The sequence below is a fragment of the Hephaestia caeni genome, from assembly GCF_003550065.1.
Lineage (GTDB): Bacteria > Pseudomonadota > Alphaproteobacteria > Sphingomonadales > Sphingomonadaceae > Sphingomonas > Sphingomonas caeni_A.
On record NZ_QXDC01000003.1, the window covers coordinates 1 to 12968 of the forward strand.

8 protein-coding genes are annotated in these 12968 nt (G+C 63.4%); 1 reads left to right on the forward strand and 7 read right to left on the reverse strand.

Annotation, left to right across the window (positions count from 1 at the left end):
- Window positions 1–86 precede the first annotated feature (86 nt).
- From DFR49_RS08600 to cysD, 5 genes are all read right to left on the reverse strand, one after another.
- Window positions 87–1466: an O-antigen ligase family protein gene (locus DFR49_RS08600; RefSeq protein ID WP_119035377.1), complete on the reverse strand. Its 1380-nt coding sequence runs from the start codon at window positions 1464–1466 to the stop codon at window positions 87–89.
- A 95-nt stretch (window positions 1467–1561) separates the two neighbouring features.
- Window positions 1562–1900 (reverse strand): hypothetical protein, encoded by a 339-nt coding sequence (locus tag DFR49_RS08605; RefSeq protein WP_119035378.1) that lies wholly within the window; start codon window positions 1898–1900, stop codon window positions 1562–1564.
- A 115-nt stretch (window positions 1901–2015) separates the two neighbouring features.
- Window positions 2016–2762: a 3'(2'),5'-bisphosphate nucleotidase CysQ gene (locus DFR49_RS08610; protein WP_119035379.1), complete on the reverse strand. Its 747-nt coding sequence runs from the start codon at window positions 2760–2762 to the stop codon at window positions 2016–2018.
- The gene (cysN, locus tag DFR49_RS08615; protein WP_119035380.1) at window positions 2759–4684 is read right to left on the reverse strand and encodes a sulfate adenylyltransferase subunit CysN; all 1926 of its coding nucleotides are present in this window, start codon (window positions 4682–4684) and stop codon (window positions 2759–2761) included. The genes DFR49_RS08610 and cysN overlap by 4 nt, the downstream gene beginning before the upstream one ends.
- Window positions 4684–5586, reverse strand: a complete 903-nt coding sequence (gene cysD, locus DFR49_RS08620) for a sulfate adenylyltransferase subunit CysD (protein ID WP_119035381.1) — start codon at window positions 5584–5586, stop codon at window positions 4684–4686. Before cysD ends, cysN begins: the two co-directional genes overlap by 1 nt.
- 322 nt (window positions 5587–5908) lie before the next feature.
- On the opposite strand from cysD, the gene DFR49_RS08625 reads away from it, so the two are divergent.
- On the forward strand, window positions 5909–7219 hold the full coding sequence (locus DFR49_RS08625; RefSeq protein WP_170150981.1) for an exopolysaccharide biosynthesis polyprenyl glycosylphosphotransferase: 1311 nt from the start codon (window positions 5909–5911) through the stop codon (window positions 7217–7219).
- 105 nt (window positions 7220–7324) lie between these two features.
- Here DFR49_RS08625 and DFR49_RS08630 read toward each other — a convergent pair whose 3' ends face one another.
- On the reverse strand, window positions 7325–9961 hold the full coding sequence (locus DFR49_RS08630; RefSeq protein ID WP_119035383.1) for a glycoside hydrolase family 3 C-terminal domain-containing protein: 2637 nt from the start codon (window positions 9959–9961) through the stop codon (window positions 7325–7327).
- A gap of 140 nt (window positions 9962–10101) precedes the next feature.
- On the reverse strand, window positions 10102–12951 hold the full coding sequence (locus tag DFR49_RS08635; protein ID WP_119035384.1) for a TonB-dependent receptor: 2850 nt from the start codon (window positions 12949–12951) through the stop codon (window positions 10102–10104).
- Between the last annotated feature and the right edge of the window lie 17 nt (window positions 12952–12968).

Consider the following 12968-nt stretch of genomic DNA (forward strand, 5'->3'; position numbering starts at 1 on the left):
CGAACGGTCCGCCGACATCCCGCTGCACCCCGCACACAGCACCGCCAACCCACAAACCATCGCCACGCGACGCACGCACATCAACCCTATACTCCTCTAGCAGATCGTATCGCTCGCGCATCCGAACCCAGCACCGTCCGCGACAACAGACCGCACAGCAGCCCAGCCACCACCCCAAGCGACATCGAGCGCATCGGATAATCAACCATCGAATGCAACACGAAAACCAACAACGAACCAACTACGAAAAGCGCCTGAACTCGTACATTTCTGTCATCATCTCGACGAACCGCCGTCGAAACACGATAGATTGCGAATATAACAGCGACGATGAATAGTAGCGCGCCAGCGATCCCCGTTTCGAGCAGATATTCGAGGTAATCGTTATGCGCCCGGTTGGCGAAACTCGGCCGGACGAACTCAAGTCGTTCTGCTGAATCGAAGACCGGTCGAAATGTTCCCATTCCTGTTCCTGCCGGCCAGTGTAGCCCGATCGCATACCACGTATCCGCCCAGATTTCCGGACGCACGTCCTTCAGATCATCGAAGCGCGCCAACGTGCGCTCCACGCGTACATTATCATGTAGAACAACACCGGTGACACCCAACAACGACAGCGCGCCAACAGCGATGATCGCTATACGTCGGCCGGGTAGCCGCATCTGCCGGACCGCAATAGCGAGGCAGGTCGCCAGAGCGATCACGATCATCACGACGCCCGAACGCGACCCCGTGACCACCACCGCCAACCACAGCACGAAAACCACGATGATCGCCGCGATCCATGCCTGGCGCGATTTCACAATTCGCCGGTTCGTTACCGCCCACGCGGCAAAAGCCATAGACGAAACGATCAGCAAATCGGCCTGCGCGTTACGAGACGCCTGAAAACCCGTCGCAACGCCATAATTCGTGGCACTGTAAAACCGAAGCCAATTGCCGTGGCCACTCGCCAGTTGGATCACCCCGACGACCACCGACAACAACGCAAGCGCGGCGAGCAGACCCAGCAGCCCCGACCGCTCGCGCACCGTCAATCGCGTCGTAAAATACAACATCGCCATCGGTGGAACGAGCGATAGCAACGAGGCAAGGGTCTTCGCCGGCGACACCGAGAGCGGCATCCACGCATTTTCGGCGCCCACCAGTGCCAGCGCTTGGCGCTCGGTCTCGCGCCCCGGAAGCTGATGCCATATCGCCGGCGGAAGCGGGACGAGTTGTAGCAACGGAATCGCAACAAACAGCGCTGCCAGAACGAGCAACGGCCAATCAGTTGCAGAGGGCGGGGAGGTGCGATCGCGGTTGCCGAGCCAGGCCCAGGCAACGATGGCAATGAGCGCCGCCACCTGCACGACGAGTTCGGCAACAGGCGCCGGCGACCCGCCGCCACCGAACAAGATCGCAACGATCAGAAGAAAACCTGCGATCAGCCCACGGCTGCTGACGGATGTATGCCCGGTTCGCATTCAGCGGCGTTCTCTCGTGTCTGGGAACGCCTTGATAGAGGCGATCCCGCCCCGCCGTCCAGTTAAGCGCGCGGCAGCGGCGGTCAGATCCCTGCTCACGCCCGTCGCCAAGTCCGCGTGAATCGCAGACACACAAGAATGATGGTGGGAAGGAACATCGTGTTGGCCAGATCATGCAATGATGCGTGCAGCGTGTTTTCACCGCTATCGGGCGCGCTCAGATCCAGCATCTCGTTGACGATTTCCAGCGCGAGTACGGTCAACCACGGAAGCACACGATCCATGCGTTGCCGCCACAACACGGCCGCCGCCAACATGGCGAGGATGCTGACGTGAACATGCAAGGCATCAGGGCTGAGCCCGAGAACCTGGGACAACCAAATCTTTGCCTGGCTCCAGGATTGCGCAAGATCGACAAGATACCGGAAAAGCATCGTAAGATATCGACTCCGCACACGATGCCAGGGGCCGCTGAAACACAGCCCGGAAACCTCGCGCTACCGATCTAACGACAATTGGTCACGGCTTTTTTTGACGGCCGCACCATATCTACGGCCTATCAGCGACTACCTGTGCCTGGATTGCCGCCAGCACCCGTGTGGCCAACGCGGCGCGGCATATCACGATGTCGGGGAGCAGCGGATTCTCGCAATTGTAGACGAGCGGGCTTCCATCGAGGCGCGATGCGTGAAGCCCGGCGCCGAGCGCGACGGCGGCCGGCGCACAATTATCCCATTCATATTGCCCGCCGGCATGCACGTAGATATCGGCGCGGCTGTCGACCACCGCCATCGCCTTGGCCCCTGCCGAGCCCATTGGCAACAGATCGGCACCGATCGCCTCCGCCACCTTGATCGCGATCTGGGGCGCGCGGGTGCGGCTAACGACCATGATCGGCCGCTCGCGCAATATGCCCAAGGACGCCACCGCATCACTCACGAACACTTCACCGCGATCGGGAATCGCGACGGCGCCCAGCGACGGCCGTCCGTCGACCGCCAGGCCGACATGCACCGCCCAATCATCGCGGCGTTCGCCATATTCGCGGGTGCCGTCGAGGGGATCGATCACCCAGACGCGCGACATTGCACATCGCGAACGATCGTCTTTCGCTTCTTCGGAAAGCACTGCATCGTCGGGGCGCTCGCTCGCAAGCCGCGCGAGGATCAGCGCGTTGGCTTCGCGATCACCGCGCTGGCCGAGCGCCTTGCCATCCTCGATCCCTTCGTCGCGGATCCGTCGCAGGAGATTTCCCGCCTCTGCTGCAAGCTCCCCTGCCAGTTCGGCGTCGGTCATCGATCGTCATTCCCGAGGGCGAGCACGTGCTCGACAATCCGTTCGGCGGCCTCTTCAGAACTGATCGCAGTGGTGTCGATGCGGATATCGGGCGCCTCGGGCGGCTCATAGGGGCTATCGATGCCCGTAAAATTCTTGAGTTCACCACTACGGGCTTTCTTGTAGAGACCCTTGACGTCGCGTGCCTCGGCGACGGCGAGCGGCGTATCGACGAAGATTTCAACGAACTCGCCATCGGGGATCATCGCGCGCACCATCTCGCGCTCGGCACGAAACGGCGAGATGAACGCGGTCAGCACGATCAGCCCCGCATCGGTCATCAGCTTGGCAACTTCGCCCACGCGACGGATATTCTCGATTCTGTCGGTGTCGGTGAAGCCCAGATCCTTGTTGAGCCCGTGACGCACGTTGTCGCCGTCGAGCAGGAAGCTGTGCTTGCCGAGCGCGTGCAGTCGCTTTTCGACCAGATTGGCGATCGTCGACTTGCCCGACCCCGACAGACCAGTGAACCACAACAAGCGCGGCCGCTGGCTTTTCTGCGCGGCGTGCGCCTCGCGGCTGATCTCGATCGCCTGCCAGTGGACGTTCTGCGACCGCCTGAGCGCGAAATTGATCAGCCCGGCCCCCACCGTCGCGTTGGTCACCTTGTCGATCAGGATGAACCCGCCCAGATCCCGATCATCGCCATAGCGCTCGAACACGATGCCGCGATCGGTGTAGACTTCCGCCACGCCGATATCGTTCAATTCGAGCGTCTTCGCCGACAGCTCGGCCATCGTGTTGACGTCGATCGTGTATTTCGGCGGTTGCACGGTCGCGCTGACATTCTGGGTGCCGAGCTTGAGCCAATAGGCCCGCCCCGGCTGAAGCGCATCCTCGGCCATCCAGACGAGCGTGGCCTCGAACTGGTCGGCGACCTGCGGCGGCGCATCGGCCGCAACAAGCACGTCGCCGCGCGAGCAATCGATTTCGTCGGCAAGGCAGATCGTCACCGATTGCCCCGCGCCCGCCTCGTCGAGATCGCCATCCATCGTGACGACACGCGACACCGACGACGTGCGGCCCGAGGGCACGACGCGAACGGGATCGCCCGGCCGCACCGATCCGGTGGCGATCAGCCCCGAAAAGCCCCGGAAATCGAGATTGGGGCGGTTGACCCATTGGACGGGCATGCGAAACGGCCAGCCGCGATCGGCATCGGCATCGACCTCGACGCCCTCGAGATGCTCGATCAGCGTCGGGCCGGCATACCATGCCATCGCCCCGGAGCGCTGGGCGATATTGTCGCCGCGCAACCCCGATAACGGAATCGCCGTGAAATCCGCGATCCCGATGCTGCTCGCGAAAGCACGATAATCGGCGACGATCGCGTCGAACACACCCTGATCGTAATCGACCAGGTCCATCTTGTTCACGGCCAGCACGATATGGCGGATGCCGAGCAGGTGCGCGAGGAAGCTGTGCCGCCGCGTCTGCGTGAGCACGCCTTTGCGCGCGTCGATCAGGATTACGGCGAGGTCGGCGGTCGAAGCACCGGTGACCATGTTGCGCGTATATTGCTCGTGACCCGGCGTATCGGCGACGATGAACTTGCGCTTTTCCGTGGCGAAAAAGCGATAGGCGACGTCGATCGTGATCCCCTGCTCACGCTCGGCGGCGAGGCCGTCGACGAGCAATGCGAAATCGATCTCCTGCCCCTGCGTGCCGACGCGCTTCGAATCGCTTTCGAGCGCGGCGAGTTGATCCTCGAAAATCATTTTGGAATCGTAGAGCAAACGCCCGATCAGCGTCGATTTGCCGTCATCGACCGAACCGCAGGTCAGAAACCGCAGCATCGACTTCGTCTGGTGGAGCGCGAGATAGGCGTCGATATCTTCCGCGATCAGCGCATCGGTCTGGTAAGCGGGTACGGCGGCGGTCATCAGAAATAGCCCTCCCGCTTCTTCTTCTCCATCGACGCGGCGCTGTCATGGTCGATCGCGCGGCCCTGCCGCTCGGATGTCGTGGTCAACAGCATTTCCTGGATCACCTCGGACAAGGTCGCCGCCTCGCTCTCGACCGCCCCGGTCAGTGGGTAGCAACCGAGCGTGCGAAACCGGATCGAACGGGTCACCGGCGCTTCGTCGGGGGCAAGCCGGAAGCGCCCGTCATCGACCATCAGGATCAGCCCGTCGCGTTCCACCGTCGGGCGCGGCGCCGCGAAATAGAGCGGCACGATCTCGATCTGCTCGAGCTGGATATATTGCCAGATGTCGAGTTCGGTCCAGTTCGACAGCGGAAAGACGCGGATGCTCTCGCCCTTCGCCTTGCGCGCATTATACAGCCGCCACAGTTCGGGACGCTGGTTCTTGGGGTCCCAGCCGTGGCTGGTCGAACGGAACGAGAAGATGCGCTCCTTCGCGCGGGCTTTCTCCTCGTCGCGGCGCGCACCGCCGAACGCCGCGTCGAAGCCGTGGAGCGTGAGCGCCTGCTTCAACCCTTCGGTCTTCCACATATCGGTGTGGCGACTGCCGTGATCGAACGGATTGATCCCCAGCGCCTTGGCTTCGGGGTTCTGATAGACGAGCAATTCCATTCCCGCGTCACGAGCGGCGCGATCGCGCAGTTCGTACATCGCCTGGAACTTCCACGTGGTGTCGACATGGAGCAGCGGGAACGGTGGCGGCGACGGAAAGAAGGCCTTGCGCGCCAGATGAAGCATCACCGCCGAATCCTTGCCGACCGAATAGAGCATCACCGGCTTGTCCGCCTCGGCAGCGACCTCGCGCATGATATGGATGCTTTCGGCCTCAAGCCCTTGAAGATGCGTCAGCGCCGTCTTCACGGCAGGTGCATCCGGATAACGGTTCCGGGTAACGTGCCGGCAAGCCGGTTCGTCGCGTTTTGCATTTGAGTGCCTTTACTCCTGCGGCTGCTGACCACTGAGAAAATAGCATCCAATTCGCACACCACCAGAAGTCTGATCTTGGGCACGGTCATGCAGAAAGAGGTTGCGTGGGGGAATGGATGGTCGCTAAGCCGCTCATCGCTAGCGGATCATATCACTCCCGCACAGGGTGGGCATGAACCTCCAACTCTTCAATTCCGTTATCTCCTCTGTGACGCCGTCGAGCGCCAGGGGGCGACATCAACCCAAGCGCCTCCACGTGAGGTTATTTATCTATTTGATATTGCTTGATGTTGCGTGCATCCTGTCCGCCTATGGGCTCGCCCCACTCCTCAATGATATGCCCTATTCGAGCAATCGGCTTGAGGTAGTGATCGGGGCGTTGCTGCCCGTCTATATCTTCACCGCAGCCAATGCCGGGGCGTACTCATCCGAATTGATCCAGCACCGCTTCCGGTCTGCCAGGCTGGCGGTGCAGGCGATGGTGCTCGCGGTAGGATTTCTGCTGCTCGTTGCCTTCGCGCTCAAGGCGAGCGCGCACTTCTCCCGCCTTACATTTTCGGTAGGGGCGATGATGAGCGTGCTGTTGCTCGCCATCTCGCGCTATTGGTTCATGAGACATGCGACGCAGATCATCGGCGGCAATCCCTTCGGCGTCGTCCTGTTGGTCGACACTGACCGGCCGCTGCCACGCGGCGACTACACGGCACAGATATCAACCAAAGGGTATTTCGATCCCGATAGCGACGATCCCGACATGTACGATCGGCTCGCACACGTGCTCGACGGCGCCAACCGCGTCGTCGTCGCCTGCGATCCCGGCCGCCGGTTGAGTTGGGCCAATGCGCTGCGCGGCGCCAACATCCAGGGGGAAATCGTCGCACCCGAACTCGATCAATTGATGCCGCTCGGCATTGGTCGGCAGGGCGGTCGCGCGACGGTAATCGTCTCGACGGGGCCGCTCGGCTTGTTCGACCGCGCAATCAAGCGCGCGTTCGATCTTGCGGTGGCGATAACGGTTTTGATCATACTCTCACCGCTGTTGTTGCTCGTCGCGATCGCGATCAAGTTCGACAGCCCGGGATCGCTGCTTTTCCGGCAGGTACGAATCGGCCGCGGAAACAAGATGTTCGAAATGCTCAAGTTCCGCAGCATGCGCGTCGACGGATGCGATGCGCTGGGCAACCAATCGACGATCCGTGGAGACAAGCGGATCACACGCGTGGGCGCCATAATCCGCAAAACCAGCATTGATGAACTGCCGCAGCTTTTCAACGTGCTCAAGGGCGACATGAGCATCGTCGGCCCGCGGCCTCACGCGCTCGGGTCGCGCGCAGCGGACAAATTGTTCTGGGAAATCGACAGCCGCTATTGGCGCCGGCACGCTACCAAGCCGGGACTGACCGGGTTGGCGCAGATTCGCGGCTATCGCGGCGCAACCCACCATGAGGACGACCTCGTCAACCGCCTTCACTCCGACTTGGAATACCTTGACCACTGGTCGATCTGGCGGGACATCAGGATCATCCTGCAAACCTTTCGGGTGCTGTTCCACCGTAACGCCTATTAGTCGCACGTACATTCTCGGCCGCGACGTGCCGGGCCGACGAACCCTCTCGAAGGATGTTTCGAGATACCATCGGCTCCAATGGCATGAATCGCCCTTCTGACGAGCTCAGTTCGGCAATGCCTTGTCACCCGTCACACGAAAGCTGCCGCCGATACCCGGCGCGCCCGTATCCGGCTGGCCGCCCCCAATCCACAATTGGTAATTCCCCGCCGACGTCCGCATCACGCCCTTTGCATCGGCAAAGGCAAGATCGCGTGGGGCAAGCGTGAATTGCACTGTCTTCGCTTCGCCGGGCGCCAGATGCACACGCTCATAACCCTTCAACGAGCGGGTCGGAGTCCCCGCACGGCCCGGCGTCGCCAGATAGAGTTGCGCGACCTCGTCACCCGCTCTGGCGCCGGTGTTGCGCACCGTCACCCGTACCGTCTGTCCATCGCCCGCCACCACGCTGGCTGCATCGGGCTTAAGGTCCGAATAGGCGAACTGTGTGTAGCTCAGCCCGTGGCCGAACGCATATTCGGGCTTGCCGTCGAAATAGCGATAGGTGCGGTTCGCCATTGCATAATCGGTGAAAGGCGGAAGCTGGTCGGTCGAGGCGTAGAAGGTGACCGGCAGCCGCCCACTGGGATTGACGGTGCCGCGCAGCACCTCGGCGATCGCCTGCCCGCCTCGCTCTCCGGGATACCAGGCTTCCAGGATCGCGCTCGCCTTCCTTCCGTTCTCGCCCAACGCCACCGCCGAGCCGCTCTGGAGGACGATCACCACCGGCTTGCCGGTCGCTTCGAGCGCGTCGAGCAAATCGCGCTGCGCCTGGGGCAAGGCGATGCTGGTGCGGTCGCCACCGTCGAACCCCGGCACCTCGAGTGGCATCTCCTCGCCCTCGAGCCAGGCGTTGAGCCCGACGAACGCAACGATCGTGTCGGCATCGGCAGCCGCCGCGATCGCCTGATCGCGCAACGCCGCGACGGGTGCCTGCCAGGTGAAGGTGATGTCGCCCGCGCGCGCCGACTGGTGCGCGAGTTCGAGCGTGAAGGCACGCGGGCGCGCATCATCGAAATGGACACGCATCGGTGCGCGCTTGGTTTCGCGCTCGTCGCACGAGGCGGAGAAGGCCTGGTCAGACGCGCCCTCGATGCGGATCGTATAGGTCTCGCTGCCGCCTGCATCGCAACCGCGCCGCGTTTCAAGCTGAAACAGATAGTCGCCCGCAGCGGGCACCGCGATCATTCCTGCCCAACGCACCGAGAAGGTCTTGCGATCGACGCCGGGCGCGGGGTCGATCCCTGCCCAATTGGTGTCGATTTCCTTGACTGTGCGCGTCGCCACCACCGGCCCCGAGAAATCGGCGCTGTTGTAAAAATTTGCCGTCAATCCACCGGGAAAGGCGGTGCGCGGAACAGCGACCGGCAGTTCGGCGACGAACGGCGCACCCTGTGCATAGGCAACGCGATCGGCGCCGAAAACGGTTTCCATCGCGTCGAGCGGGCGCATCGGTGTCGTCGGGGTGCCGTTGTAATTGCCTTCAAGCGCGATCAGCGAGGTCGCGCTCGGCCCGATCACCGCGATCTTCGTATCGGTTTTGTCGAGCGGCAACAGGCCGTCGTTCTTGAGCAGCACGATCGATTCGCGTGCGGCACGCAGCGCGAGTTGCTGGTGCGCGGCCGAATGGTTCTCGCTGATCGGGATCGTCGAGAAGGGCACGCGTTCGGGCGGATCGAACATCCCGAGCCGGATACGCGCGGCGAACAGGCGTTCGAGCGCCACATCCATGTCGGCCTCGCTCAGATACCCCTCCTCCACCGCCTCAGGCAGATCGAGCATCTCGTCCTTGAAGTCGCACCCGGTATCGGTTCCCGCCTTGACCGCGAGCGCCGCGCCCTCGGCATTGGTCGCGGTGTTGTGATGTCCCGTCGTGATGTCGTCGATCGCGCCGCAATCCGACGTGACGAAGCCGGCAAATCCCCAATCCTTGCGCAGGATATCCTGAAGCAGCCGCGAATTGGCGCACGCCGCGGTGCCGAACACGGCATTATAAGCGCACATCAGCGATTCCGCCTTGCCGTCGACGATCGTGCGGCGGAAGGCGGGAAGATAGGTCTCGGCTAGATCGCGTTCGGACGGATCGACGTTGAAGCCGTGCCGAAGCGGCTCCGGGCCTGAATGCACGGCATAATGCTTAGGGGTCGCGATCGCCTTCAGATAGTGCGGATCGTCGCCCTGGAGGCCGGTGATGAACTCGGTCGCGAGCGTTCCCGTCAGGTAAGGGTCCTCGCCCAATGTCTCCTGCCCACGGCCCCAGCGCGGATCGCGGAAAATGTTGATGTTGGGCGACCAGAAGGTCAGCCCGTAATAACGACCGTAATTCCGATCGCGCTGCGCCTGGTTGTATTTGGCACGGCCCTCGGTCGCGATCACCTGGCCCTCGGCGTAGAACAGGTCACGGTCGAAGGTTGCGGCCATGCCGATCGCCTGCGGGAAGACCGTCGCCTCGCCGGCCCGCGCGACGCCGTGCAGCGCCTCGTTCCAGTAATCGTAGGGCAGAACGCCGAGCCGCTCGATCCCCGGCGCCTCGTTCTGCATCTGCGCGGCTTTCTCGGTGATCGTCATCCGGCGGACGAGATCGGCAGCACGCTGATCGACCGGCAGATCGGGGTTGCGGTACGCCTGCGCCGCCGCCGGCCCCGCCGCCAGCACCGCAAGCGCCAGTGCCGACGCACCGGCCAGCCGAGCCCTCAATCCCATTACCCTCTCCCCTCACGGTTATTGACCGCAGTGTGGCCCGGGCTCGCTTAGGCTGTCAATGTAGCGCTATCATAATTGGCAGCGTCCAGTCATGAAAACCGCTTTGTTGCTTTTCCGGTAGCGCTATGATCGACTGCCGATCAGTTGAAGAGCTTGCGAATGCTGAGCCGGATCGTGCGCCCCATCGGATCGAGATAGTCGGGCTGATAGCTGATCGGGGTCTGGCCCGCCGCATCGGTGACGTGCTGGCGCCGGTTGAACAGGTTGCTGACCGACAGGCTGACGCGCGTGCCCCGTGCCCAACGGTGAGTGCGCACGAAATCGCGTTGTTGACCGAGATCGGCGAACAGCCGCAGGTCGAACGTCGCGAGCGACCCGAAGCGAAGCTGTTGCGGCGCGCCCGCCGTCCCGGCATTGACCGTCGTCGCGCTCTGCCAATCGGCGTTGAGCCGCACGCCCAGCCCGTTGTTCGAATAGCCCGTGCGCACCTCGACCTCGTGTCGCGGCTGGCCGCCCGAACTTCCCGAAGCATCGCCGTTCAACAAATCGAGGATCGGCAAGCCATCGCGAATGTCGATACGGCTTTCGAGATGCCAGGTGTGATAGACCGAGAGCTGGATACGCCCCCCGCCCTGCCCACGTCCGCCACCGCCAAAGCGACCAAAACCGCCGCCGCCAGGGCGAGCCCCGCGCGAACCGCGTCGGCCTTCTTGCGGCCCCGCAGACCCACCGTCGCCCTCGCTGCGTACCCGGTCGCCGCCGCTGCCGGGTGTCGGGCGCTCCCCCGCCGCGTGCTGGCCATCGCGCGCACTGTCTTCGGCGCCGTCGCCATCACGCCGCCGTCGCATGCCCTCGAACGGGTTGGGGCCGGTGCCATTGCGATAGGCTTCCATCTCGCGCTGGAGCCTGGACTTGACCGGCAGCGACAGGTTGAACCCCCAGCGGATCCTTTTATCCTCGCGGCGCGCGAAATTGATCGGGCGGGTATCGACACTGATCAGTTCGCCCGCGCCGTCGCGGACGAAGCGATCAGGGAACGCCGCTTCGATCGCCGCGGTTGCCGCTGGAAAGCTCGCAATATCGTCGTCGGTGCGGCGGTTGATATAGTCCGCGCGCAGGTTGAAATCGGTCGCGCCGAACGGCTTGACGTTGAAGCCGGCCTTGAAGCTGTGCCGCGTCTGCGCATCGAGGCCGGGATTACCTCCGGTGATCCGCGTGATGTCCACCGTTTGCCCGCGCACGTAATCGAAAATCCGGCTGTTGGGGGTCGAGATCGTCGGATCGCCGAGTTGGTTGGCGCTCGGTGCCCGCTCGGCCTCGTCGAACGATACCTGGACGCGCAGCGCATCGAACGGCCCCCAATTGGCGCCGTATCCGATCGAGGTCAGCGTCCCGAAATCCGACAGGTGATCGACCGAAACATTGGCGTTGGCGGAAAGATCGCCCGCAAAGGCCAGCACGTCGCGACGCTTGCTGGTGATCGGCAGATCCAGATTGAGCCGACCGTTGACGATGTCACGCGAAATATCGCCTTCGCGGACCATGCCGCCTCTGAAGGAACGACTTGAGAAATCGTTGGTCTCGGCGCCGATCCGGAACGACGTCGAGATGTCGCCGGCGGGCAATGTCGCCAGATTGCCGTGGAGCAGCGCATCGGCGCCGCCGGTGCTCGATGTCGATGACGCGTGATTGCCCGCGATCGGCGCGATCAGCGGCACCAGCAGGGGGCCGAACGGATTGACGGTGGGATCGCCGGCCGCCAGCGCCGCCTCCAGCCCCGATGGATCGACGCCGAGATCGGTGAACGACTTGCTGTCGACGCGATCGTACTTGCCCGTCACCGTCCACCGCCAGTTGGTGTCGATCGACCCGTTGAGCGTGACGCCGGCATGGCTGGTGATCGACCGGTTGGTCTGTTCGAGCGGCGCATTCTCCACGTAGCGGTTGAGCGTCACGTCATCATCGAACGGCGAATAGGGATTGCCCGCAGGCAACGTCACGCTGATCCCCGGCAATCCCTGAAGCGAGCGGCTGTGATTATATTCGAGGCTGCCATTGATCGTTGCCTGGATGTCGCCGAGCGCACGGGCGTAGACCGCGTTCGCCTGGAATTGTCGGGTCTCGGGCCGAAGCGTGCGATAGCGGCCGAGATCACTGACGTTCGCCCGGTTGGCGGTGGCCGCGAAATCGCCTAGCGACGGCGCGCCGCCCGCTGCCGACGCCGGCACGCCCGCGATTGTCACCGGCACCCCGGCGATCGCCGATAGCGCCGGATCGATCTCCCCGGTCGTACTGCCCGGCCCGGCGGTGATATTGCCGGCGAGATCGAAGACGTCGTCGCGCGTTTCGGGGAGGATGTCGCGTTCGCTTTCGAGCAGCCGCGATTGCCGCTCATATTCGAGGTTGAGGCTGAACCGGCCGTCGGGCGTGATCGAGACGAGCCCCAGTTCGGCCTCGGGCTCCGACGTGCCGCCGTCGGTCGGCATGCGATGCGTGAGTTCTACCGAGGTCGAGCGGAAACGCGGGCGCAGCACGATGTTCACGACGCGCTGATCGGCCGAATAGCCGTATTTGAGCGCGACTTCCTCGGGCAGGATGTCGACGCGCAGGATCGCTTCGGTCGGCAGATCGCGCAGCTCGCGGAAATCGGCGATCCGGCGCCCGTTGAGCAGGACGATCGGCCGTCCGCCGCTCGCGCTTTGCGTTTGCGGGCCAAGCTCGGTCAACAGGTCGTCGATCGAGCTGACGCCGTAAGCGCGGATATCGGCCGGCCCCAATTCCTGGTCGGGCGGGATGTCGCCGATCACCGCGCCCGGAAGCCTGCGGCTTGCTTCGACGACGATCGCATCGCCCGGATCGACAGCGTCCTCTGCCATCTCTTCGTCGTTCTCGACGCCTTGCGCCGCCGCGGGTGGCGTCGCCTGCTGCGCGCGCGCGCCCACCGGGAACACACTCAACGCCACGCCCGCTGCCACCACCTTCAACCGCATTTACGCCTCGTTCCACA